Here is a 23,533-nt window from a genome sequence, read left to right as displayed (position 1 = left end):
TCAGCCCGCCATGGGCGCCATGGTGACTACCTGACCGCCCGCAGCGCGTTCACGATGCCCCAGCCGTAGAAGCCGTTGAGCGGCTTGGGGCCCACGCAGGTAGCGTCCACGACACCGTCGCCGTTGCCGTCGTACGGCTCCGTCGGGCAGCCGGGGTTGTCCGCCTGCACCTTGAGCAGCATCTGCAGCTGCGCCGGAGTCGCCCACGGGTGCTTGGACTTCAGCAGCGCCGCCACGCCGGCCACGTGCGGGGACGCCATCGAGGTGCCCTGCAGATAGCCGTACGCGTTGTTCGGCAGCGTGGACAGGATGCGGCCGTTGCCGGACGGCGTGTCCGGGATCTGGAAGCGGTCGCCGCCCGGAGCGGCGACGTCGACGACGCGGAAGCCGTAGCTGGAGTAGTACGACTTGGCGCCCTTCACGCCCGTCGCGCTCACCGTGACGACACCCGGCAGCTGGGTCGGGATGTCGAAGCACTCGTGCGGGTCGACCGTACGGGTCGCCGGCGTGGAGTCGTCGGGGCTGGAGTCGTCGACCAGCGCGTCCGCGTCCAGGTCGTCGTTGGAGTTGCCCGCGGAGGCCACGTTGAGCGTGCCCTTGCGCTGGGCGTACAGCTGGGCCCTGTTGACCGCGTCGACGATGGCCTTCTGGTCCGGGTCGTCCATGCAGTTGTACAGCCACGGGTCGACGTAGTAGCTGTTGTTCGTGATCTCCACGCCGTGGTCGGCGGCGAACACGAAGGCGCAGACCACGCTCTCGGGGTAGAACAGCTGCGTCTCGTCCGGCTGGGCCACGGTGATGCTCGCGACCTTCACCCCGGGGGCGACCCCCGCGACACCGATGCCGTTGCGGGCCGCGGCGATCTCACCGGCCACGTGGGTGCCGTGGTAGTGGTCGGCGTCCACCGGCCGCCAGGCACCGTAGGTGGTGTCCGCCTTGCCGCTCACGCAGTTCGCCGACTGGGAGGGCGAGAAGTTGGGCGCGATGTCCGGGTGGGTGTCGTCGACGCCGGTGTCGATCACCGCGACGGTCACCTTGTCGCTGCCGGGGTTGATCTCGGCGGCCTTGTCGGCGCCGATCGCCCGCAGATCCCACTGGTCGGCCTCGAGGGGCTCGCTCTCACCCGCCGACGTGGACGCGGCGGAGACCTTCCCCGCCTCCTCCTCGGACAGGTACTGCACCGCGCCCTCGTCCGTGGTCCCCGCGAGGCTCAGCGGAGCCGTGCGCGTCGCGCCCGCGGACTGCACACCGCGCACCTTGCGTATCTGGGCGCCGAAATCGGGGTTCGCCGAGTTCACCACGATCACGCCGATCTTGTCGTACGCCACGACGACCGTGCCGCCGTTCGCGCCGATCGCCTTCTTCACCGACCTGATGGTGCGGTGGTCCACCTTCGTGTTGACGACGTACGTCAGGGTGCCGGCCTCGGCGGCCTGTGCGGTGGAGGCCTGGACCGGGGCCGCCGACGCGGCCGACGGCAGGAAGCCGAGGGACGCGGTCAGCGAGAGCACTACGGGCACCGCGAGAGCGAGACGGCGTCTGGAAGGCAGATGAGCCATGGGGTCTCCACATCATCCGGAAACGGAACCAGCCCGAGACACAGGTGGTGCTCGGGCAGGTACATGACGAACAGTGCAGGCCCGAAGCTATCTCCCGCCTCCCCTGGCCAGCAATGACTTACGAGAACGACTTTCGAAAGAACCCGGACGAGTTGAACCGCGTCATGCGGGGCGCCGTGACGTTGAACAGGGAGCCCGAGCACGATCGATCCCCCTGCATCCCGCCACCCGCATCACGAGGAGACTCCGTGGCCACCGAGACACCGCCCCCCTCGAAGACCCCAGCCCAACTCCCGCCCACCGAGGAGTTCGTCGCGGTGCAGGAGAGCGCGGAGTTCGGTGAACTGCGCCGCTCCTACCGCTCCTTCGCGTTCCCGCTGACCGCCGGCTTCATCGCCTGGTACCTGCTCTACGTCCTGCTGTCCATCTACGCCGGCGGCTTCATGGACACCAAGGTCGTCGGCAACGTCAACGTTGCCCTCGTCCTCGGCATCGCCCAGTTCCTCACCACGTTCCTCATCGCCTGGTGGTACGCCCGCCACGCCGCCGCGAAACTCGACCCGCAGGCCGAGGCGATCAAGTCCCGCATGGAGGGCGCCGCATGACCATCGCGCAGCAGACCGTCCTGGCCGCCAACGAGGCCAGCGAACACAGAGGTCTGATCATCAGCCTGTTCGCCCTGTTCGTCGTGGCGACCCTCGTCATCACCGTCTGGGCCGGCCGCCAGACCAAGGACGCCGCCGACTTCTACGCCGGCGGGCGGCAGTTCACCGGCTTCCAGAACGGCCTCGCCGTCTCCGGCGACTACATGTCCGCCGCGTCCTTCCTCGGCATCGCCGGCGCCATCGCCCTCGCCGGCTACGACGGCTTCCTGTACTCCATCGGGTTCCTCGTCGCCTGGCTGGTCGCCCTCCTCCTGGTCGCCGAACCGCTGCGCAACTCCGGTCGCTACACCATGGGCGACGTCCTGGCCTACCGCATGCGGCAGCGCCCGGTCCGCACCGCCGCCGGCGCCTCCACGATCGTCGTCTCGATCTTCTACCTGCTGGCCCAGATGGCCGGTGCCGGCGTCCTGGTGTCCCTCCTGCTCGGCATCACCAGCGACGGCGGCAAGATCGGCATCGTCGCCCTGGTCGGCGTCCTGATGATCGTCTACGTCACCATCGGCGGCATGAAGGGCACCACGTGGGTGCAGATGGTCAAGGCCGTACTGCTGATGACCGGTGCCCTGCTGCTGACCTTTCTGGTGCTGCTGAAGTTCGACTTCAACGTCTCCGACCTGCTCGGCGCCGCCGCCGACAACAGCGGCAAGGGCTCCGCCTTCCTGGAGCCCGGCCTGAAGTACGGCGTCGACGGCATGACCAAGCTCGACTTCATCTCCCTGAGCATCGCCCTGGTCCTCGGCACCGCGGGCCTGCCGCACATCCTGATCCGCTTCTACACCGTGCCCACCGCCAAGGCCGCCCGGAAGTCGGTCATCTGGGCCATCGGCCTGATCGGCTCCTTCTACCTGATGACCCTGGCCCTCGGCTTCGGCGCCGCCGCGCTCATCACCCCGAAGGAGATCACCGACTCCAACCCGGCCGGGAACACCGCCGCCCCGCTGCTCGCGCTGCACCTGGGCGGCGTCGACTCCACCTGGGGCGCCATCCTGCTCGCCACCATCTCCGCGGTCGCCTTCGCCACCATCCTCGCGGTGGTCGCCGGCCTCACCCTCGCCTCGTCCTCGTCGTTCGCGCACGACATCTACGCCAACGTCATCAAGCGCGGCCAGGCCAGCGAGAAGCAGGAGGTGAGCGCCGCGCGCTGGGCCACGGTCGGCATCGGCGCGGTCTCCATCGTCCTGGGCGCCCTGGCCCGCGACATCAACGTGGCCGGCCTCGTGGCCCTCGCCTTCGCGGTCGCCGCCTCCGCCAACCTCCCCACGATCATCTACAGCCTCTTCTGGAAGCGGTTCACCACCCAGGGCGCCCTGTGGTCGATCTACGGCGGTCTGATCACAGCGGTCGGCCTCGTGCTGTTCTCGCCGGTGGTCTCCGGCAAGGCGTCGTCGATGTTCCCGGACGTCGACTTCCACTGGTTCCCCATGAACAACCCCGGCATCATCTCCATCCCGGTCGGCTTCCTGCTCGGCATCGTGGGCACCCTGGTGTCGAAGGAGGAACCCGACAGCGACAAGTACGCGGAGCTGGAGGTCCGGTCCCTGACCGGCACCGGCGCCCACTGACGGCACACCCCGCGCGGCCGCGTCGTAGGTCCCTACGAGGCGGCCGCGTTCCGCGTCGTGGGATCCGGCCGGTGTCGTTGTCAGTGCGGTCACGTAGGCTCGTGACCGAGGCGGGACGACCGATCCGGGACGACGACCGATCCACGACGAGGGAGGGGGCCACGTGCTCATCGACACCTTCGGCCGAGTGGCCACCGACCTGCGGGTCTCGCTGACCGACCGCTGCAATCTGCGCTGCACCTACTGCATGCCCGAAGAGGGCCTGCAGTGGCTGGCCAAGCCCGACCTGCTCACGGACGACGAGATCGTCCGGCTGATCGACATAGCGGTGCGGACCCTGGGCATCGACGAGGTCCGCTTCACCGGCGGCGAGCCGCTGCTGCGCCCCGGCCTGGTCGGCATCGTCGAGCGCGTCGCCGCCCTGGCCCCGCGCCCCAAGATGTCCCTGACGACCAACGGCATCGGCCTGAAGCGCACGGCCCCGGCCCTCCGAGCGGCCGGCCTGGACCGGGTGAACGTCTCCCTGGACACCCTGCGACCCGAAGTCTTCAAGACCCTCACCCGCCGCGACCGCCACAAGGACGTCCTGGAGGGTCTGCACGCCGCCCGCGAGGCCGGCCTGACCCCCGTCAAGGTCAACTCCGTCCTGATGCCGGGCCTCAACGGGGACGAGGCGCCCGACCTCCTCGCCTGGGCCGTGGACAACGACTACGAACTGCGCTTCATCGAGCAGATGCCCCTCGACGCCCAGCACGGCTGGAAGCGCGACGGCATGGTCACCGCCGACGACATCCTCGCCTCGCTGCGCACCCGCTTCACCCTCACCCCCGAGAGCCAGGAGAAGCGCGGCTCCGCGCCCGCCGAGCGCTGGCTGGTCGACGGCGGGCCGCATGTCGTCGGCGTCATCGCCTCGGTGACCCGCCCCTTCTGCTCGGCCTGCGACCGGACCCGCCTCACCGCCGACGGCCAGGTCCGCACCTGCCTCTTCGCCCGCGAGGAGACCGACCTGCGCGCCGCCCTGCGCTCCGGCGCTCCCGACGAGGAGATCGCCCGCATCTGGCGCCTCGCCATGTGGGGCAAGAAGGCCGGCGCCGGCCTCGATGACCCCTCCTTCGTCCAGCCGGAACGCCCGATGTCCGCGATCGGCGGCTGAGCCGGGCGCCTCAGCCCGCCTTCCGCTCCTCCCGCTCCACCCACTCCCTCAGCGCCACGACGTCCTTCAGGAAGCCGCGCACCCCGAGGAACTGCGACAGATGCTCACGGTGCTCCTCGCACGCGAGCCAGGTCTTGCGCCGCTCCGGCGTATGGAGCTTCGGGTTGTTCCAGGCCAGCACCCACACCGCGGCGGTGCGGCAGCCCTTGGCGGAACAGATCGGCGTCTCGTCACTCACTACTGCATCCCCTGACTTCCGTACACAAAAAGGCGACGCCGAGCAGCCACGGGGGGAGCTGCCCGGCGTCGGTCCGTCGCTCCGACGGGGGATGCGGAGCGCGTACGCAGTATGTCACGGCCCACCCCTCCCAGGGACCTGAACGGCAGCACAGATCTTGAGCTTTTCTTGAGCTTGGCGCGCGGTGCCCTCACGGCCGGCGCTCGGCGCTCTCGCGCTCCTCGTCCTCCGGGGCCGATTCCGCGTACCGTTCCTCCGCCTGCGACGCCGAGATCATCGGCCGGGTCGGTGCCATCACGAACGTCGACGGCAGCGACGGCGCGTTCTCCCGGCCGGCGTTGGCGATCACCACGGCGATGTACGGCAGCACCGCACCGAGCACCAGCGCCACCACGGCGACATGCCGCTCCACGTTCCACAGCACGGCCGCGAGGATCACCGACACCGTGCGGACCGACATCGAGATGATGTACCGGCGCTGCCGTCCGCGCACGTCCTCCTGCAGCCCCTGCCGTGCTCCGGTGATCCGGAACACCTGCGCGCTGCCTTCCGCACCCTGCTTCCGCATCCCGTTCCACCGTCCGCCCACAAGCCGCATTTCCCCGGACTTCCCACGTTACGCCCCGGCTCCGCCGTCTTCGAGACCGGGTCGGGCGACGTCCGGGCGATCCCGGTGCGCGATACCGCGTACGGCCGCACCCAGCATGCGACGTAGCGCACCCGCCGTGACACTGGGGGAACTGTTCACGCGAACCGGTGCGAGGAGGCGGCCATGGGCTGGCTGTGGGCGATCATCGTGGGCTTCGTGCTCGGCCTCGTCGCCAAGGCGATCCTCCCGGGCAAGCAGTACAGCCCGCTGTGGCTCACGACGATCTTCGGCATCCTGGGCGCGCTCGCGGGCAACGCGATCGCCCGCGCGGCGGGCGTGGAGGAGACGTCCGGCATCGACTGGAGCCGCCACGCCTTCCAGCTGATCGCCGCCGTGATCATCGTCGGCGTGGGCGAGATGCTGTACACGGCGACGCTGGGCAAGAGGAAACCGCGGACCTGAGCCCGGCCGGGCCGACGGGTGGGGCGGGGGCTCGGCCGGCCCCCGCCCCGCTGCCGCGCCTACGCGCCCGCCACCTCGACGGCGGCAAGGTTCTTCTTCCCGCGGCGCAGCACCAGCCACCGCCCGTGGATCAGCTCGTCGGGAGAGGGAACCGCGTCCTCGGCGGCGACCTTCACGTTGTTCACGTAGGCCCCGCCCTCCTTCACGGTCCGCCGCGCGGCGGACTTGCTGGCGACGAGCCCGACCTCGGCCAGCAGGTCGACGACCGGAGCCAGCTCGGTGACCCGGACGTGCGGCACCTCGGACAGCGCCGCCGCCAGAGTCCCCTCGTCCAGCCCGGTCAGCTCGCCCTGCCCGAAGAGCGCCTTGGACGCCGCGACCACCGCGGCCGTCTGCTCGGCGCCGTGCACCAGCGTCGTCAGCTCCTCGGCCAGCGCCCGCTGCGCGGCCCGGGCCTGCGGCCGCTCCGCGGTCTGCCGCTCCAGCTCCTCGATCTCCTCGCGGGACCGGAAGCTGAAGATGCGCAGGTAGGTCGGGACGTCCCGGTCGTCGGCGTTGAGCCAGAACTGGTAGAAGGCGTACGGCGAGGTCAGTTCGGAGTCGAGCCAGACCGTCCCCGACTCCGTCTTGCCGAACTTGGTGCCGTCCGCCTTGGTGATCAGCGGCGTGGCCAGCGCGTGGACCGCGACGTGCGGTTCGACCTTGTGGATCAGATCGGCGCCCGCCGTCAGATTGCCCCACTGGTCGCTGCCACCGGTCTGCAGGGTGCAGCCGTACCGCCGGTACAGCTCCAGGAAGTCCATGCCCTGAAGGATCTGGTAGCTGAACTCGGTGTAGCTGATGCCCGCGTCGGAGTTGAGCCGCCGGGCGACGGCCTCCTTGGCGATCATCTTGTTGACCCGGAAGTGCTTGCCGATGTCCCGCAGGAAGTCGATGGCCGACATCCCCTGGGTCCAGTCGAGGTTGTTGACCATGGTCGCGGCGTTCGGTCCCTCGAAGTCCAGGAACCTCTCGATCTGACCGCGCAGCCGCGCCACCCAGCCGGCCACCACCTCCGGATCGTTCAGCGTGCGCTCCGCGGTCGGCTTGGGGTCGCCGATCAGGCCCGTGGCACCCCCGACCAGACCCAGCGGGCGGTTGCCGGCCTGCTGGATCCGGCGCATGGTGAGGATCTGCACGAGGTTGCCGAGGTGCAGGCTGGGCGCGGTGGGGTCGAAACCGCAATAGAACGTGACGGGACCGTCCGCGAACGCCTTGCGCAGTGCGTCCTCGTCAGTGGACACGGCGATCAGCCCGCGCCACTTCAGCTCGTCGACGATGTCCGTCACGGTTCTCGTGTCTCCTCGGGTGGGTTCGTAATCAGGTACGAGGTTATACGCCCTGACTGACAGAGCTCATATTGAAGTCGGGCACCCGCAGCGCGGGCATCGCGGCCCGGGTGAACCAGTCGCTCCACTCCCGTGGCAGCGTCTTCTCGGTCCGCCCCGCCTCGGCGGCCCGACCCAGCAGACCCACCGGCGACTCGTTGAACCGGAAGTTGTTCACCGCGCCGGTGACCTCGCCGTTCTCCACCAGGTAGACGCCGTCCCGGGTCAGTCCGGTCAGCAGCAGCGTGGCCGGGTCGACCTCGCGGATGTACCAGAGGCACGTCAGCAGCAGCCCGCGCTCGGTGGCGGCCACCATCTCCTGCAGCGACCGGTCCGTGCCGCCGTCCAGCACCAGGTTGCCGAGCGACGGCGCGACCGGCAGCCCGGTCAGCCCGGCGCTGAACCGGCTGGTGACCAAGTTCTTCAACGCGCCGTCGGAGAGCCACTCGACCGCTCCCACGGGCAGCCCGTTGTCGAACACCGACTGGTCGCCCCCGGAGGAGTGCGCGATCACGAACGGCGCCGACTCCAGCCCCGGCTCGTTCGGGTCGCTGCGCAGGCTCAGCGGCAGTCCGGTCAGCTTCTCGCCCAGCCGCGTGCCGCCGCCCGGCTTGGAGAACACCGTCCGGCCCTCGGCCGCGTCCCGGCCCGACGCCGACCACATCTGGTAGATCAGCAGGTCCGCCACGGCCGTCGGCGGCAGCAGCGTCTCGTACCGGCCGGCGGGCAGCTCGACCCGCCGCTCGGCCCAGCCCAGCCGTACGGCCAGCTCGGCGTCCAGCGCCGCAGGGTCGACGTCCTTGAAGTCGCGCGTCGACCGGCCCGCCCACGCCGAGCGCGTACGGTCCGGCGACTTGGCGTTCACCTCCAGCGTCCCGTTCGGCTGGTCGTGCCGCAGCCGCAGCCCCGTGGACGTGCCCAGGTACGTCGTCACCAGCTCGTGGTTGGCGAACCCGTACAGCTCCCGGCCGCCCGCACGCGCGCGTGCGAACGCCTCGCCCAGGGCGGGCGCGAAGTCGGCGAACACGGCGGAGGAGGTCTCGGCGGGCGGCTCGGTGAACTCGGGGGACTGCGCCACCCCGGTCACCAGGGGCTGCGCGTCCTCGGCCGGCCCCGCGCCGCGCGCGGCGGCCTCGGCTGCCCGCACCAGCGGCTCCAGCTCGTCGGCGGTCACCGCGGACCGCGAGACCACACCGGAGGCGGTGCCCTCCTTGCCGTCGACCGTCGCGACGACGGTGAGGGTACGCCCGCGGGTGACGCCGTTGGTGGTCAGCGCGTTGCCCGCCCAGCGCAGGTTGGCGGTCGACTCCTCGTCGGCGATGACGACGCAGCCGTCGGCCCGGGACAGTTCCAGGGCGCGCTCGACGATCTCGTGCGGCTTGCTGGTAAGGGCGCTCATCGACCGGCCTCCTGCGTGGTGTTCAGAATGTTGACGCCCTTGAAGAGGGCGGACGGGCAGCCGTGCGACACGGCCGCCACCTGGCCCGGCTGCGCCTTGCCGCAGTTGAAGGCACCCCCGAGGACGTACGTCTGCGGACCGCCCACGGCCGCCATCGAACCCCAGAAGTCGGTGGTCGTCGCCTGGTAGGCCACGTCCCGCAGCTGTCCGGTGATCCGTCCGTTCTCGATCCGGAAGAAGCGCTGCCCGGTGAACTGGAAGTTGTAGCGCTGCATGTCGATCGACCACGACCGGTCGCCGACCACGTAGATCCCGCGGTCCACGCCGCCGATCAGGTCCTCGGTCGACATCCCCGCCGGGTCCGGCCGCAGCGACACGTTCGCCATGCGCTGCACCGGCACATGGCCGGGCGAGTCCGCGTACGCGCAGCCGTTGGACCGGCCGAGGCCGGTCAGCCGGGCGATCCGCCGGTCCAGCTGGTAGCCCACCAGCGTCCCGTCCTTCACCAGGTCCCAGGACTGCGCCTCGACGCCTTCGTCGTCGTAGCCGACGGTCGCCAGGCCGTGCTCGGCGGTGCGGTCCCCGGTGACGTTCATCAGCTCGGAGCCGTACTTCAGCTTGCCGAGCTGGTCGAAGGTGGCGAACGAGGTCCCGGCGTACGCCGCCTCGTAGCCGAGCGCCCGGTCCAGCTCGGTGGCGTGCCCGATAGACTCGTGGATCGTCAGCCACAGGTTGGACGGGTCGACCACCAGGTCGTACAGCCCCGGCTCCACGCTCGGCGCGCGCATCTTCCCGGCGAGCAGCTCCGGGATCTCGGCGAGTTCTCTGTCCCAGTCCCAGCCGGTGCCGGTCAGGTACTCCCAGCCGCGCCCGACGGGCGGGGCGATGGTCCGCATGGAGTCGAACTCGCCGCTGGACTCGTCCACCGACACGGCGGTGAGCTGCGGGTGCAGGCGGACCCGCTGCTGCGTGGTGACCGTCCCCGCTGTATCGGCGTAGAACTTGTTCTCGTGGACGGTGAGCAGGGACGCGTCGACGTGGTTCACCCCGTCGGCGTCCAGCAGCCGCCGGCTCCACTCCGCCAGCAGCCCGGTCTTCTCCTCGTCCGGCACGCCGAACGGATCGATCTCGTACGACGAGACCCACGTCTTCTCGGCGTGCACCGGCTCGTCGGCCAGCTCCACGCGCTCGTCGGACCCGGCGGCCCGGATGACCTGCGCGGACAGCTTCGCCATCGCCACGGCCTGCGAGGCCACCTTCGCGGCGGCGTCCATCGTCAGGTCCACGCCCGAGGCGAACCCCCAGGTGCCGCCGTGCACCACCCGCACGGCGTACCCCAGGTCGGTCGTGTCGGACGATCCGGCCGGCCGGGCGTCCCGCAGCCGCCAGGAGGCACTGCGCACCCGCTCGAACCGGAAGTCCGCGTGCTCCGCCCCGAGCGCACGCGCGCGTGCCAGCGCGGCGTCGGCGAGTGCGCGCAGCGGAAGTGCCGTGAAGGCTTCGTCGATGCTATGAGGCACCTGCGTCTCTTTCTGTCGACCTGACGGTTGTCGCCGTTCTCGCGGGCCTCGGACCTCGGGCCGCCGACCTCAGATCATGTCGTGCCGCCCGCTCCCCGGGCCACACCTTTCCGCCCCGCTCGCGCAAACTTTCTGTAGGGACCCCACAGCGACACCCATGAGCCACTGTCGAAGCCCCAATGTCCCCGGCGTGGACCGGACCGATAGGTTTCAGGTGAAGCCGCCTGTCATCGAGGTGTTCGGGCGGATGTGCCAGACCGCTATCGAAAGGGTGATCCGTTGAGCCGCTCGGTTCTCGTCACTGGAGGCAACCGGGGCATCGGCCTCGCCATCGCCCGCGCGTTCGCCGACGCCGGCGACAAGGTCGCGATCACGTACCGCTCGGGTGAGCCGCCGGCCGGCTTCCTTGCCGTCAAGTGCGACATCACCGACCCCGAGCAGGTGGAGCAGGCCTACAAGGAGATCGAGGTTCAGCACGGCCCCGTCGAGGTTCTGATCGCCAACGCCGGCGTCACCAAGGACCAGCTCCTGATGCGCATGTCCGAGGAGGACTTCACCTCGGTCGTCGACACCAACCTCACCGGCACCTTCCGCGTCGTCAAGCGGGCCAACCGCGGCATGCTGCGCGCCAAGAAGGGCCGCGTCGTGCTCATCTCGTCGGTCGTCGGACTGCTCGGCTCCGCGGGACAGGCCAACTACGCCGCCTCCAAGGCCGCCCTGGTCGGCTTCGCGCGCTCCCTCGCCCGTGAGCTGGGCTCGCGCAACATCACCTTCAACGTCGTCGCGCCCGGCTTCGTCGACACCGACATGACCAAGGCGCTCACCGACGAGCAGCGCGGCAACATCGTGTCGCAGGTGCCGCTCGGCCGGTACGCGCAGCCGGAGGAGATCGCCGCGACGGTGCGGTTCCTCGCCTCGGACGACGCCTCGTACATCACTGGAGCCGTCATCCCCGTTGACGGCGGACTGGGAATGGGTCACTGATCACCATGAGCGGAATTCTCGAGGGCAAGCGCGTCCTGATCACCGGGGTGCTGACGGAGGCGTCCATCGCCTTCCACGCCGCGAAGCTGGCCCAGGAGCAGGGTGCCGAGGTCATCCTCACCGCATTCCCGCGGCCCACGCTGACCGAGCGCATCGCCAAGAAGCTGCCCAAGCCCGCCAAGGTGATCGAGCTGGACGTCACCAACGACGCGCACCTCAACCGCCTGGCCGACGTCGTCGGTGAGGAACTCGGCGGCCTGGACGGGGTCGTCCACTCCATCGGCTTCGCGCCGCAGGACGCCCTCGGCGGCAACTTCCTCAACACGCCGTTCGAGTCGGTCGCCACGGCCATGCACGTCTCGGCGTACTCCCTGAAGGCGCTCACCATGGCCTGCCTGCCGCTGATGCAGAACGGCGGCTCGGTCGTCGGCCTCACCTTCGACGCGCAGTTCGCCTGGCCGCAGTACGACTGGATGGGCCCGGCCAAGGCCGCCCTGGAGGCCACCAGCCGCTACATCGCGCGCGACCTGGGCAAGCAGAACATCCGCTGCAACCTCATCTCGGCGGGCCCGCTCGGCTCCATGGCCGCCAAGTCCATCCCGGGCTTCAGCGACCTGGCCGCCGTCTGGGACACCCGCTCCCCGCTGGAGTGGGACCTGAAGGACCCCGAGCCGGCCGGCCGCGGCGTCGTCGCCCTGCTGAGCGACTGGTTCCCGAAGACCACCGGCGAGATCGTCCACGTCGACGGCGGACTGCACGCCATCGGCGCCTGATCTCCCTCCTACGGCCGTGACGCCCCGTACCCCGCAGCGCGCGGGGGCGCGGGGCGTCACCCGTTCGGCGCACCCGACCGGGCGGTGACCAGGGCCGACGCGCACGCTGGAGGGACCGCACCACCCCGCAGCCGTACGGCCGAGGAGGTCCCGTTGTGCGCCTGTCCCGCAGCCTGGCCCCAGTGACCCTCGCCGTAGCCGTCGTCCTGCTGCTGCCGTACGACGCGGCGCCCCACGCGCGCGTGCAGGCGGCCGAGCCGTTCGGCTCCGAGTGCCGCACCAGTGTGCGCGGCTCCCAGGTGACCGCCTACTGCCACAACCCCTACGCCGACACCGACCGGGTCCGCCTGCACATCGAGTGCGAGCGCTGGTGGGACCTCGACACCGACGGCAGCCCCGTCGACGCGGGGCCCGCCGTGACCGTACGGCTGACCGGGCGCTGCTGGAAGGAGGTCGGCTCGGTCTGGATCAGCCACCAGAAGGTGTGAACCGCTCCGGCCGGCACAGGAACGGGTAGCTCGCCGCCTCCGCGGCGGCGGCGTCCGCGTCGCCCGCGCGGATCGCGTCGACCAGCCGCGTGTGGTCCATGTGGGTCTCCGGTGTCAGCTCCCGGCCCACGTCCTCGCGCAGCCAGTCCCGCAGCACCTCGCCCAGATCCGCGTACACCGCGATCATCGCTTCGTTGTGCGAGGCCGACACCACCGCCAGGTGGAAGGTGGCGTCCGCGGCCACGAAAGCCTCCGCGTCGCCCGAGCCCCACGCCTCCTCACGCCGCCGCAGCAGCGCGTCGAGCTGCCTGAGGTCCTTCTCGGTGCGCCGCCCGGCGGCCAGCCGCGCAGCGCTCGACTCCAGCGCGGCGCGCAGCTCGGCGATGTGCCGGGGGTCGGCGTCGGCGAACCGGCGGTGCATCACGCCCGCCAGCTCGCTCGTCGCCACTACGTACGTGCCGGAGCCCTGCCGGATGTCCAGCAGACCGTTGTGCGCGAGCGCGCGGACGGCCTCGCGGACGGTGTTGCGGGCGACGCCCAGCTGCTCGACCAGCTCGGGCTCGGTCGGGATGCGCGAGCCGACCGGCCACACACCCGAGGTGATCTGTTTGCGCACCTCGGCGATGACCTGCTCGGACAGCGCCGAACGGCGGGGATGAGTCAGAGCCATGCCACACCTTCGCACGCGCGGACCGGACGAGCACCACCCGGCCATGGAGGACCAATCATCCCATGATTCTATGATGGGCTGCATGGCGATCGAGGAGACATCCGCGCAGACGCACGAGGAGTCCGGTACGGGTACCCCGTCCACCGGCGGGGGCACCGGGTCTACCACGCGCGCGTGGCAGACCCGGCTGCTGGTCCTCGGCATCGTCCTGGCCGCCCTCAACCTCCGGCCCGCCATCACCAGCCTCGGTGCCCTCCTGGAAGAGGTCCGCGACGGGCTCGGCATGAGCGGCAGCGTCGCCGGGCTGCTGACCTCCGTGCCCCCGCTGTGCTTCGCGGTCTTCGGCGTCACCGCGCCCCGCCTCGCCCGCCGCTTCGGCCCGGGCGCGGTGGTGTGCGCCGGGATGGCCGCCATCACCGCCGGCCTGCTGCTCCGGCCCTACGTGGGTGGCACGGCGGGCTTCCTCGCGGCCAGCGCGCTCGCCCTCATGGGCATCGCGGTCGGCAACGTACTGATGCCGGTCATCGTCAAGCGGCACTTCCCCGACCGGGTCGGCCCCATGACCGGCCTGTACTCCATGGCCCTCGCGCTGGGCACCTCCCTCGCCGCCGCCGTGACGGTGCCTCTCGTCGACGCGCTGGGCGGCTGCTGGCAGCCCGGGCTCGCGGTGTGGGCGGTCCTCGCCGCGGCGGCCGTACCGCCGTGGCTCACCCAGCTGCGGGTCCGGGGCGCCGGGCCTCGGGGCACCCGCACCGATGACCGGGGCACCGGGGACCACGGGGTCGACGACCGGGCCGCCGGGGAGCACGGCACCGACAACCGGAGCGCCGGGCCGGACGGCCGCCGGACGGCCCGCCCCGGCGCGGCGGAGCCCGCCCGCCGCCTGCGCGTCACCAGGAGCCGGACCGCCTGGGCCCTCGCCCTCTTCTTCGGCCTCCAGGCCACCGCCGCCTACATCACCATGGGCTGGATGGCACAGATCTACCGCGACGCGGGCGTCGCCGCCGGCACCGCCGGACTGCTGCTCGCCGTCACCATGGTGATGGGCGTGCCGCTGGCCTTCGTCATACCGCGACTCGCCGCCCGGCTGCCCCGGCAGGGCCCCATCGTGCTCGCGCTCGGCACCTGCGGACTCGCCGGATACGCCGGCCTGTACCTGGCGCCGGCCGGCGGCGCCTGGGTGTGGGCGGTGCTCCTCGGCGTCTCCAACTGCGCCTTCCCGCTGGCCCTCACCATGGTGGGGATGCGCGCGCGCACCGGCGCGGGCGTGGCACAGCTGTCGGCCTTCGCGCAGAGCACCGGTTACCTGATCTCCATACCCGGCCCCCTGCTGGTGGGCGTGCTCTACCAGCACACCGGCGGCTGGGGCGTGCCCATCGCGCTCATGGCCGCCCTGATGGTGCCGCAGATGGCCGCCGGCGTTCTCGCGGGCCGGGACCGCACGGTGGAGGACGAGGCCGGCGAGGACGCGACCCGCTGACCCGGCCGCCCCCACGCGGCCGGCGGGGGAGCGGGATGGGAGACTTGCCGTATGCCAGTGCTCGACCCGAACCCGCAGAACAGCCAGAAGAAGATGCTCATCGTCTTCGGCGCGTTCCTCGCCATCTTCGTGATCATCGCCGTCATCGCCTCCCTCGCCTCACCCTGACCCGGCGCCCCCGCCGTCCCCGGCCCGGTGCCGGGAGGTGGGGTTAGCCCCCCGTCCCCTAGGGGGCCAGGGTCAGGGTCAAGTGGGTGGATCACCGGATGGGGCCGCGGCCCCGCGATCCGTACCTTCGAGATGTGGCCGCGCGGCGCGGACCACCGAATCCCTCGGAGACCAGCGGAGGCACCCATGTCGGCCCCTACGCACACCCGGCCCCGTCCGGCGGCGACCGCGGGCGGCGTCGGGACCCGGTTGCCCTGGTGGGCGCTCGCCCTGCCGGCCGCCGGCTTCGTCACTCTCCTGGCGCTGATACTCAATCCCGCCGACGCCCACGCGGCCACCGCCGGCGAACCGCTGATCGCCGACCTCTTCGCACGGGTGCGCGAACTGTTCGCACGGTGAGCGCTCAGCCCGCGGGCGCGCCCGCACAGCCCCCGGACCGCCGGGAAATCGCATGTCAACTCCCTGCGCCCGGTGGCGTGTTTCATGCGAAGCTGGGAGTCATGAGCGTCGCAGAACCCCGCAGGATCGTCCTTTTCCGGCACGCGAAGGCGGACTGGCCACAGGTCACCGATCATGAGCGTCCGCTCGCCGAGCGCGGCCGCAAGGACGCCGTCGAGGCCGGCCGCAGGCTCGCGGACACCGGCCTCCCGATCGACCTGGCCCTGTGTTCCACCGCGAACCGGACCCGCGAGACCTGGAAGCTCGCCGTGCACGAGTTCCCGCACCGGCCGAGGACCGTCTACGAGGAGCGGATCTACGAAGCCTCACCGGGCGAGTTGATCGCGCTGCTCAACGAGACCGCCGAGGAGACCCGGAACCTCGTGCTCGTCGGCCACAACCCCGGGGTGCACGGCCTCGCCGAGATCCTCTCCGGCTCGGCGGAGAACGGTGCCGGCGAGCACATGCGCCGCCGTGGCTTCCCGGCCGCCGCCTTCGCCGTGCTGTCCTTCGACGGCGACTGGAAGAGCCTGGAGCCCGGCGTCGCCGTACTGAGTGACTACTGGGCGCCCAGCGACTGACCGCCCGCCCGACCCGGGGCCCGGCGGCGATCACGCCGCCGGGCCCGTTCGCGTCCCGCCGTGTCAGGCGCGTCCGGCTGTGAGGCGCGTCCGGCTGTGAGGCGTGTCAGGCGTCGTGGGTGTCCGCGGCCTCGACCTCTTCCCGGGTGACACCCAGCAGGTACAGCACGGTGTCCAGGAAGGGCACGTTCACCGCCGTGTGCGCGGCCTCGCGCACCACCGGCTTGGCGTTGAAGGCGACACCGAGCCCCGCCGCGTTCAGCATGTCCAGATCGTTGGCGCCGTCGCCGATCGCCACCGTCTGCGACAGCGGCACCCCCGCCTCCGCGGCGAAACGGCGCAGCAGCCGCGCCTTGCCCGCGCGGTCGACGATCTCCCCGGTCACCCGGCCGGTCAGCTTCCCGTCGACGATCTCCAGGGTGTTGGCCTGGGCGAAGTCCAGCCCCAGCCGCTCCTTGAGATCGTCGGTGACCTGGGTGAAACCGCCGGAGACCACCCCCACCTGGTAGCCGAGCCGCTTCAGGGTGCGGATCAGGGTGCGGGCCCCGGGCGTCAGCCGGACCTCGGCGCGCACCTTGTCCACCACCGATGCGTCCAGACCCGCGAGCAGCGCCACGCGCGCGTGCAGCGACTGCTCGAAGTCCAGCTCGCCGCGCATCGCGGCCGTCGTCACCTGCGCGACCTTGTCCTCGCAGCCCGCGTGCGCCGCGAAGAGCTCGATCACCTCGTCCTGGATCAGGGTCGAGTCGACGTCCATGACGACGAGCCGCTGGGCCCGGCGGTGCAGACCCGCCGCGACGACCGCCACATCCACGCCGAGCGCGGCCGCGTCCGTGACCAGGGCGGTGCGCAGCGGCTCGGTCTCGACACCGGACACCGCGAACTCGACCGCGGTCACCGGGTACTTGGCGAGCCGGAAGATCCGGTCGATGTTGCCGCCCGCCTTGGCGATCTTCGCGGCGATGGCGGCGGTGGCCTCGGCGGTCAGCGGATGCCCGAGCACCGTGACCAGCGAGCGCCCGAGCCCGCGCGGCCGGTTGTCACCGGTACCCGAGATGATCTCCGCCTGCATCTTCATCGACTCCGCCCAGCTGTGGACGGTCGACCGCAGCTCGCCCTCCAGGCCCCGGGGCGGCTCGGTGACGAGCGCGCACAGGACCATCCGGCCCCGGGTGACGACCTGCTCGATGTCGACCACGTCGACGGAGTAGACCGCGAGGGTGTCGAACAGGCCGGCCGTGATGCCCGGCCTGTCCTTGCCGAAGATCTTGACGAGGAGAGTGGGGACGTCGGAGGACGCAGTCTGCGAAGCGCTCATGGTGTCACCACCGTATCCGGCACCCAGTGCCTCGCGCCGCCCAGGTCCGACTGGCGGACAGGGAACAGCGCACGAAGAACAGGTGGCGGGGGCCTGGACGACGGGGGTGGAAAGGTGCCGGCCGGCTATCGCTTCGGCCTCCGGGGAGGTGCGGGCGGGGGAGGCGGCGGGGGAGGCGGCGGCCACTCCTGCGACGAGGCCCGTGCACCCGACGAGGGCCGTCCGCCTGAGGACGGCCGCGTGCCGGGTCTGCGTGGCGGCGGCTCGATCGGCCGGGCCATGGTCGGCGCACCGTACACATCGTCCCCCGGTCGGTCCGCCCCCGGTCGCTCCGCCCCAGGCCGCTCGACCTCCCGCCGCTCGGCCGACGGCCGCTCGTCCTCCGGCTGCCGTACCTCCTCCGGCACCCGCAGATACGGGTTGGTCGCCGGGTTCGGCGGCCGGTAGGGCGCGCTCGGCGTATACGGCCCGGGCCCTCCACCGCTCCCCACCCCGGGCTCCCCACTGCCCGGCCCCCCGGCCCCCGCACCCCGCGCGCGCCCGGCCCCACCCCCGACGTCCCTCACCCCGCCGGCCTCACCCCCGACGCCCCCCACCCCGCCGGCCCCACCCACGACGACGTCACCCCGTGCCGCCGCCGCCACCCGCGTCCCCGCCGCCCCGCACGCCCACGCCAGCCCCGCCCCGACGGCCCCCGCGCCCGCCCCCCACAAAGCCCCCAGCAGCAACGCCGCCCCCAGCCGGCCGTGCAACTCGACCCCGGCGCCGAACGCGTCGACCCCCAGCACCGCCAGCGAGGCGTCCACCGAGACCTCCGTCAGCCACGCCGACAGCGGCAGTGCCAACGCGGTCGCGATCCCCAGCCGCAGTGCACACCGACCCGCGAAAGCCGGCAGGCCCGGCCCCGGCGTCCCCCCGGGGGGCACCGGTGTCCGCACCGCCGTCAACACCCCGGCGAGCAGCGCCGCAAGGGCCGCCGCCGCGCCCAGCAACCAGACGCGGTCGTCGAGTTCGGCCAACCGGCCCAGCGTCACGTTCTGCCGGCCGCCCGTGCCGAGCAGTTCGTCGAGCGGGTCGGGCAGCACCCGCGTCAGCACGCCCGTCGCCCGGCCGTCCCAGGGCACGAACAGGCCGAGGCCGAGGCCGAGCCACACCCCGTTGGGCGCCCCGAGCAGCGCGGCGCCCGCGATCCGCTTCGGGTGGTCGTCGCCGGCCGCCGCGTAGGCCGCCGCCGCGATCCCGGCCGCCACCGCGACCAGGAACACGGCGGTCAGCGCGGAGACGGCCGGGCGTACGACGCGGTGCACCGCCTCCCAGCCGGGCGGCAACGGCGTACGGCGGGACGCCAGCAGCGCGATCAGCAGGACGCCCGCCGACCAGCCGAGCCCACCGAGCAGCGTGGGCACCGTGTCGACGCTGAAGCCGACCCCGGCGCGGGCATCGATCAGGTCGCCGACCCGGTCGGGCAGCAGCCCGCCGATGTCACCGATGTCGCCGAGCCCGGGGATCTCGATGCCGCCCTCGCCGCCGGTGCCCGGCAGGTCGTCCACCCCGAGCGAGCCACCGTCCAGGGTGATGACATCGTGCCCGGCCCAGGCCAGACCGCCCAGCGTCGCGACGAAGACCGCCACCACCGCGCCCGCGCGGGCCAGGAGCTCCGCCGGTGCGACCACGACCCGGGCCGTGCGCAGGGACCGCAGGAAGAACCACGACAGCAGCAGCGCCCCGACCAGGCTCACGCCGAGTGGCGTGATCTCGACGGCCGTGGTCGCCTCCGCGCCCGTCAGGCCGAACGCGGACACGTCACCGGAGGGCGACACCGAACCACCCGCACCGAGGGCCACCACGGCCGCCGTCATCGGCCCGAGGGATCCCGCCGTGTCCGCCTCCAGCAGATGCAGCCCCAGCGCGGCGGTCGCCGCCATCCCGATCAACGCCCAGCTCACCGCGGCGACGGCGGACAGCAGCACGTCCCCCCACGGCACGCCCTCGCCGAACTCCGCGCGCCCCGGGCCCTCGACACCCGTACCGCCACTCGCACCGACGCCCGTACCGCCACTCATGCAGACCCCCCGATCCGCCGCGCATGTCCCGCTCGCGTGCGTTTACCACTCTCCGGGGCGGTTTCAACCCCGTCAACGGAAACGGCGGATACGTGTACGCGCGCTCTTCACAAGGCCCGACTTTCGGTCAGAGGGCCGCTCCTGAAATAGTTCCCCCCGATGTTCGACATCCCTAGACTCCCTGCGACGGGGGTAACTCGGGGGACAACTCAGTGGGGCATGGAGTGCCGGAACTCGTACTGGAATTGAACGGACGCACCTGGACGCTTGACCCGTCCAGGTCATACACCCTCGGACGTGATCCGCAGGGAGACATCGTCCTCGACGACGCCAGGGTCTCCTGGCGCCACGCCACGGTCAGTCACAACGGCCGTGGTTGGGTCATCGAGGACCACGGCAGCACGAACGGCACGTTCTCGCAGGGCCAACGGGTCCACCAGCTGGATCTCGGCCCCGGCGCCGCGGTGCACCTCGGCAACGCGACCGACGGACCGCGCCTGAACCTCTCGGCCGCGGCCACCGCGGCGGCGCCGCAGGCCCAGCCCCTGCAACAGCCGTACGCCGCGCAGGGCGCACCGGCCGGCTGGGCCCAGCAGCCGGCGCCCCAGCAGGTTCCGCAGGCCGGCTGGCAGCAGCCGCAGCAGCCCGCCGCGCACGTCCCGCCGCAACCGGGCGGCCCTGCCGAGGCGTACGCGCAGAAGGTGCCCGGTGGTGGCGCGGGGGCGCCGCCGGTCTACGGCGACCGCAGCCCGACCACCTTCCACCAGCTCGCGCTGGGCCGCGTGATGCGCATCGGCCGCGCCCTGGAGAACGACCTGGTCGTCTCCGACCTCCAGGTCTCCCGCAACCACGCCGAGTTCCACTCGACGCCCGACGGCCGCATGGAGATCCGCGACCTGGGCTCGCACAACGGCACGTACGTCAACGGCCAGCCGATCGCCAAGGGCGGCACCCAACTGCTCGGCCCGACCGACATCGTCGGCGTCGGACACTCCACGTTCCGCATCGTCGGCGACCGGCTGGAAGAGTTCGTCGACACCGGTGAGGTCTCCTTCTCCGCCCGCCACCTGACCGTCACGGTCGACGGCGGCAAGCAGATCCTGAAGGACGTCTCCTTCGGTGTGCCGGAGAAGTCGCTGATCGCGGTCATCGGCCCGTCCGGGTCCGGCAAGTCGACCCTGCTCAAGGCACTGACCGGCTACCGGCCCGCCGACCAGGGCGACGTCCTGTACGACAACCGGAACCTGTACAAGCAGTTCGCCGAGCTGCGCCAGCGCATCGGTCTGGTCCCGCAGGACGACATCCTGCACAAGGAACTGACCGTCAAGAAGGCCCTGAAGTACGCGGCCAAGCTGCGTTTCCCGGCGGACACCACGGGCGCCGAGCGCGACGCCCGCATCGACGAGGTCCTGCGCGAGCTCAAACTCGACATCCACAAGGACAAGAAGGTCACCTCGCTCTCCGGCGGCCAGCGCAAGCGCGTCTCCGTCGCCCTGGAGCTGCTGACCAAGCCGTCGCTGATCTTCCTGGACGAGCCGACCTCCGGCCTCGACCCGGGCATGGACCGCGACGTCATGCAGCTGCTGCGCGGCCTCGCCGACGACGGCCGTACGGTCCTGGTCGTCACGCACTCGGTGGCCGAGCTGGCCCTGTGCGACAAGCTGCTGGTGATGGCGCCGGGCGGCGCGGTCGCCTACTTCGGCCCGCCGGAGGAGGCCCTCAACTTCTTCGGCTACGACACCTGGGCCGACGTCTTCTCCGCCTTCGAGAACTACCGCGACTACGACTGGGCGGGCCGCTGGAAGGGCTCGCAGCACTACCAGATGTACGCCGCGGACATCGACGCGGTCGCCCCGCAGGCCGTACAGATGCCGGCCATGCAGGCGATGAAGCCGCCCAAGCCGCAGGGCTGGATGTCGCAGTTCGTCACCCTGGTGCGCCGCTACGTCTCGGTGATCGCCTCCGACAAGGGATTCCTCGCCCTGATGGTGATCCTGCCGGGCGTCCTCGGCGCGGTCAGCCTGCTGATCGACTCGGGCAAGGGGCTGCTGCCCAACCCGGCGAACCCGCAGACGGGCCGGATCATCCCGAACGGCACGGCCACCACCGTCCTGCTGATCCTCGCGGTGGGCGCCTGCTTCGCCGGCGCCGCGAACTCCGTACGCGAGCTCATCAAGGAACGGGTGATCTACGAACGGGAGCGCGCCACCGGCCTGTCCCGCTCGGCGTACCTGATGTCGAAGGTGTTCGTGCTCGGCCTGATCACCGTCGCGCAGGGGCTGATGGTCAGCGTGATCGGCTTCTCCAGCCGGGAGATCCCCGAGGAGGGGCTCGTCATCGGCGGGGCCACGCTGCTGGAGCTCTCCCTGCCGATCATGGCGCTCGGCTTCACCTCGATGATGTTCGGCCTGATCATTTCGTCGCTGGTGAAGACCGCCGAGAAGACCATGCCGCTGCTCGTCATGTTCGCGATCATCCAGGTGGTGTTCACGGGCTGTCTGTTCACGCTGAACGGCTCCATCGGCGTCAACCAGTTCTCGTACCTGATGCCGTCCCGCTGGGCAGTGGCCGCCGCGGGCGCCACGCTGGACTTCAACAGGATCAGCCCGCCCCCTCAGGGCGAGAGCGCCGACCCGCTGTGGGAGCACACCGTCGGCGCCTGGACGCTGGACATGGTCGCGCTGATCGTCCTCGGCGTGATCTGTGGCTTCTTCGTCGCCCGCTTCCTGCGCCGGCACGAGCCCGAGGTCATGCGCAACTAGCCGGACCCCGGCGAGGCCGAAGGGCGGCACCCCTGTCAGGTGGGTGCCGCCCTTCGGCGTTACGTGCTGAGGTCCGTGTCCGCCTCAGTACGCGCTGTTGACGTTGTCCATGGAGCCGTACCGGTCGGCGGCGTAGTTGCACGCGGCGGTGATGTTGGCGACCGGGTCGTAGATGTTCCAGGACGTGCCGGGGACGTGGTACGCCTTGAAGGTCGGCGGGATGACCTGCAGCAGGCCCTTGGACGGCACGCCGTTGATGGCGTTGATGTCCCAGTCGTTGATGGCCATCGGGTTGCCGGAGGACTCCCGCATGATGTTGCGGTGGATGCCGTTGTAGCTGCCCGGGATGCCGTGCTTCTTCATGATGGCGAGCGACTCGCGGATCCAGCCGTCGAGGTTGTTCGGGTACGACTTGACGGCGGCCTTCTTGATCGCGGCGCGCTTGGCGGACCGGCTCGCGGCCTCCTTGGCCTTCCGGGCGGCCTCGGCCTTCGCCGCGGCGGCCTTCTTCGCCGCGGCGGCCTTCTTGGCGGCGGCCTTCTTGGCGGCGGCCGCCTTCTTCGCGGCGGCGGCCTTCTTGGCGGCCTCCGCCTTCTGCTCGACCTCGGCGGCCTTCTTGGCGGCGTCCTCGGCGGCCTTCTTGCGGGCCTCGATGGCCTCCACCTTCACGCTCGACGAGGCGAGGCGGTCGGTCACGCTCGCCTTGACGTCCTTGACCTGCTCGGAGCTGTACGCCACGCGGTTGGTGGTGGCGGCCTCGCTGGTGGTGGTCTGCGCGTCGGCCGGCACCACGGAGAAGGCGAGGGCGGCGGCGCCGAGGGTGGCCGCACCGGCGATCGCGATCTTGTGGGTGTTCTTGGGCATGGCGAATAGACCTCTTCGAGTAGCGCGGAGGTCGCTCCGGCGTCCGAGCGGACAGGGGTGCTTTCGGCACGAACGCCGCGGCGAGAAACCGCGGCGCTGAGCGACGAGAGCAATTCTTAGCGGCGGCAAAACGGCCAGGCAAAGGTGTGACCTACGATGCCGGGTAGTGGATCAGGGAGGGGCAAATCAGGACAGATCGTGCCGTCTGTCCCGCTGGGGTTGCCCCCCTTTGTCTCCTATTGGCCTTCGTACGTGACCTGCGCCCTATGCGCGGGCTCACACGGGGGCGGGTTGGGTCTCACAGAAAGTTGCGGCCGCAATGCCGTGCGTGAGGGCGCTGACGGGCACCCCCACGCGCGCGTGGCCACCCCGCCCCGTGACCGCACTCACCCCCCACAGCCCGGTCCGCCCGCCACCGAGGGCCCCTCGG

At 71.3% G+C, this 23,533-nt stretch carries 22 protein-coding genes; 12 read left to right on the top strand and 10 right to left on the bottom strand.

Annotated elements, in window-relative coordinates; all coding sequences use genetic code 11:
• Window positions 1–26: 26 nt before the first annotated feature.
• A complete protein-coding gene (locus ACSLTV_RS33455) occupies window positions 27–1,559 on the bottom strand; it encodes a S8 family peptidase (RefSeq protein WP_432138221.1) in 1,533 nt (510 codons plus the stop codon).
• Window positions 1,560–1,807: 248 nt separating this feature from the next.
• On the opposite strand from ACSLTV_RS33455, the gene ACSLTV_RS33450 reads away from it, so the two are divergent.
• The 3 genes from ACSLTV_RS33450 (at window position 1,808) to moaA (ending at window position 4,939) form a co-directional block, all read left to right on the top strand.
• A complete protein-coding gene (locus tag ACSLTV_RS33450) occupies window positions 1,808–2,164 on the top strand; it encodes a DUF485 domain-containing protein (protein ID WP_432138220.1) in 357 nt (118 codons plus the stop codon).
• The gene (locus ACSLTV_RS33445; RefSeq protein WP_432138219.1) at window positions 2,161–3,786 is read left to right on the top strand and encodes a solute symporter family protein; all 1,626 of its coding nucleotides are present in this window, start codon (window positions 2,161–2,163) and stop codon (window positions 3,784–3,786) included. Before ACSLTV_RS33450 ends, ACSLTV_RS33445 begins: the two co-directional genes overlap by 4 nt.
• A gap of 163 nt (window positions 3,787–3,949) precedes the next feature.
• A complete protein-coding gene (moaA, locus tag ACSLTV_RS33440; RefSeq protein WP_435613497.1) occupies window positions 3,950–4,939 on the top strand; it encodes a GTP 3',8-cyclase MoaA in 990 nt (329 codons plus the stop codon).
• 10 nt (window positions 4,940–4,949) lie between these two features.
• Here the strand turns inward: moaA and ACSLTV_RS33435 are convergent, their stop codons facing one another.
• Both ACSLTV_RS33435 and ACSLTV_RS33430 read right to left on the bottom strand, forming a co-directional pair.
• A complete protein-coding gene (locus tag ACSLTV_RS33435; RefSeq protein WP_432138217.1) occupies window positions 4,950–5,177 on the bottom strand; it encodes a hypothetical protein in 228 nt (75 codons plus the stop codon).
• A 190-nt stretch (window positions 5,178–5,367) separates the two neighbouring features.
• On the bottom strand, window positions 5,368–5,745 hold the full coding sequence (locus tag ACSLTV_RS33430; protein WP_432138216.1) for a DUF3099 domain-containing protein: 378 nt from the start codon (window positions 5,743–5,745) through the stop codon (window positions 5,368–5,370).
• Window positions 5,746–5,949: 204 nt separating this feature from the next.
• On the opposite strand from ACSLTV_RS33430, the gene ACSLTV_RS33425 reads away from it, so the two are divergent.
• Window positions 5,950–6,228 carry a GlsB/YeaQ/YmgE family stress response membrane protein gene (locus ACSLTV_RS33425; protein WP_435613496.1) on the top strand — a complete coding sequence of 93 codons (279 nt, stop codon included), beginning with the start codon at window positions 5,950–5,952 and terminating at the stop codon, window positions 6,226–6,228.
• A gap of 59 nt (window positions 6,229–6,287) precedes the next feature.
• Here the strand turns inward: ACSLTV_RS33425 and tyrS are convergent, their stop codons facing one another.
• The 3 genes from tyrS to ACSLTV_RS33410 are packed head-to-tail and all read right to left on the bottom strand — an operon-like array spanning window position 6,288 to window position 10,514.
• A complete protein-coding gene (gene tyrS, locus ACSLTV_RS33420) occupies window positions 6,288–7,556 on the bottom strand; it encodes a tyrosine--tRNA ligase (protein ID WP_432138214.1) in 1,269 nt (422 codons plus the stop codon).
• A gap of 43 nt (window positions 7,557–7,599) precedes the next feature.
• Window positions 7,600–8,994 (bottom strand): metallopeptidase TldD-related protein, encoded by a 1,395-nt coding sequence (locus tag ACSLTV_RS33415; RefSeq protein WP_435613495.1) that lies wholly within the window; start codon window positions 8,992–8,994, stop codon window positions 7,600–7,602.
• Entirely contained in the window at window positions 8,991–10,514 is a 1,524-nt protein-coding gene (locus ACSLTV_RS33410) for a TldD/PmbA family protein (protein WP_432138212.1), read from the bottom strand. The genes ACSLTV_RS33415 and ACSLTV_RS33410 overlap by 4 nt, the downstream gene beginning before the upstream one ends.
• 279 nt (window positions 10,515–10,793) lie before the next feature.
• Between ACSLTV_RS33410 and fabG the strand changes: the two genes are divergently transcribed.
• The 3 genes from fabG (at window position 10,794) to ACSLTV_RS33395 (ending at window position 12,759) form a co-directional block, all read left to right on the top strand.
• A complete protein-coding gene (gene fabG / locus ACSLTV_RS33405; RefSeq protein WP_432138211.1) occupies window positions 10,794–11,498 on the top strand; it encodes a 3-oxoacyl-[acyl-carrier-protein] reductase in 705 nt (234 codons plus the stop codon).
• A 5-nt stretch (window positions 11,499–11,503) separates the two neighbouring features.
• A complete protein-coding gene (gene fabI / locus ACSLTV_RS33400; RefSeq protein ID WP_435613494.1) occupies window positions 11,504–12,271 on the top strand; it encodes an enoyl-ACP reductase FabI in 768 nt (255 codons plus the stop codon).
• Between the two features lie 155 nt (window positions 12,272–12,426).
• On the top strand, window positions 12,427–12,759 hold the full coding sequence (locus tag ACSLTV_RS33395) for a hypothetical protein (protein WP_432138209.1): 333 nt from the start codon (window positions 12,427–12,429) through the stop codon (window positions 12,757–12,759).
• On the opposite strand, the gene ACSLTV_RS33390 is transcribed toward ACSLTV_RS33395, so the two are convergent.
• Window positions 12,740–13,429: a FadR/GntR family transcriptional regulator gene (locus tag ACSLTV_RS33390; protein WP_432138208.1), complete on the bottom strand. Its 690-nt coding sequence runs from the start codon at window positions 13,427–13,429 to the stop codon at window positions 12,740–12,742. The genes ACSLTV_RS33395 and ACSLTV_RS33390 overlap by 20 nt on opposite strands.
• 70 nt (window positions 13,430–13,499) lie before the next feature.
• Between ACSLTV_RS33390 and ACSLTV_RS33385 the strand changes: the two genes are divergently transcribed.
• The 4 genes from ACSLTV_RS33385 (at window position 13,500) to ACSLTV_RS33370 (ending at window position 16,096) form a co-directional block, all read left to right on the top strand.
• Window positions 13,500–14,909, top strand: coding sequence for a CynX/NimT family MFS transporter (locus ACSLTV_RS33385; protein WP_435613493.1), 1,410 nt, complete (start codon window positions 13,500–13,502; stop codon window positions 14,907–14,909).
• 51 nt (window positions 14,910–14,960) lie between these two features.
• A complete protein-coding gene (locus ACSLTV_RS33380; RefSeq protein ID WP_432139983.1) occupies window positions 14,961–15,077 on the top strand; it encodes an SGM_5486 family transporter-associated protein in 117 nt (38 codons plus the stop codon).
• A gap of 186 nt (window positions 15,078–15,263) precedes the next feature.
• The gene (locus ACSLTV_RS33375; protein ID WP_432158994.1) at window positions 15,264–15,476 is read left to right on the top strand and encodes a hypothetical protein; all 213 of its coding nucleotides are present in this window, start codon (window positions 15,264–15,266) and stop codon (window positions 15,474–15,476) included.
• Window positions 15,477–15,577: 101 nt separating this feature from the next.
• Window positions 15,578–16,096: a SixA phosphatase family protein gene (locus ACSLTV_RS33370; RefSeq protein WP_432139981.1), complete on the top strand. Its 519-nt coding sequence runs from the start codon at window positions 15,578–15,580 to the stop codon at window positions 16,094–16,096.
• A gap of 106 nt (window positions 16,097–16,202) precedes the next feature.
• Here the strand turns inward: ACSLTV_RS33370 and serB are convergent, their stop codons facing one another.
• Window positions 16,203–17,414, bottom strand: coding sequence for a phosphoserine phosphatase SerB (gene serB, locus ACSLTV_RS33365; protein ID WP_432139980.1), 1,212 nt, complete (start codon window positions 17,412–17,414; stop codon window positions 16,203–16,205).
• Window positions 17,415–17,539: 125 nt separating this feature from the next.
• Complete coding sequence (locus ACSLTV_RS33360; protein WP_435613492.1) at window positions 17,540–19,477, bottom strand: streptophobe family protein; 1,938 nt, start codon at window positions 19,475–19,477, stop codon at window positions 17,540–17,542.
• A gap of 224 nt (window positions 19,478–19,701) precedes the next feature.
• Between ACSLTV_RS33360 and ACSLTV_RS33355 the strand changes: the two genes are divergently transcribed.
• Complete coding sequence (locus ACSLTV_RS33355; protein WP_435613491.1) at window positions 19,702–22,239, top strand: FHA domain-containing protein; 2,538 nt, start codon at window positions 19,702–19,704, stop codon at window positions 22,237–22,239.
• An 84-nt stretch (window positions 22,240–22,323) separates the two neighbouring features.
• On the opposite strand, the gene ACSLTV_RS33350 is transcribed toward ACSLTV_RS33355, so the two are convergent.
• Entirely contained in the window at window positions 22,324–23,103 is a 780-nt protein-coding gene (locus tag ACSLTV_RS33350; RefSeq protein WP_435613490.1) for a transglycosylase SLT domain-containing protein, read from the bottom strand.
• Window positions 23,104–23,533 lie beyond the last annotated feature (430 nt).

This window comes from Streptomyces sp. bgisy159 (genome assembly GCF_965341775.1).
Taxonomy (GTDB): Bacteria; Actinomycetota; Actinomycetes; order Streptomycetales; family Streptomycetaceae; genus Streptomyces.
Note: the sequence above shows the minus strand (reverse complement) of the source record. Positions and strands in the feature narration are given on the sequence as shown.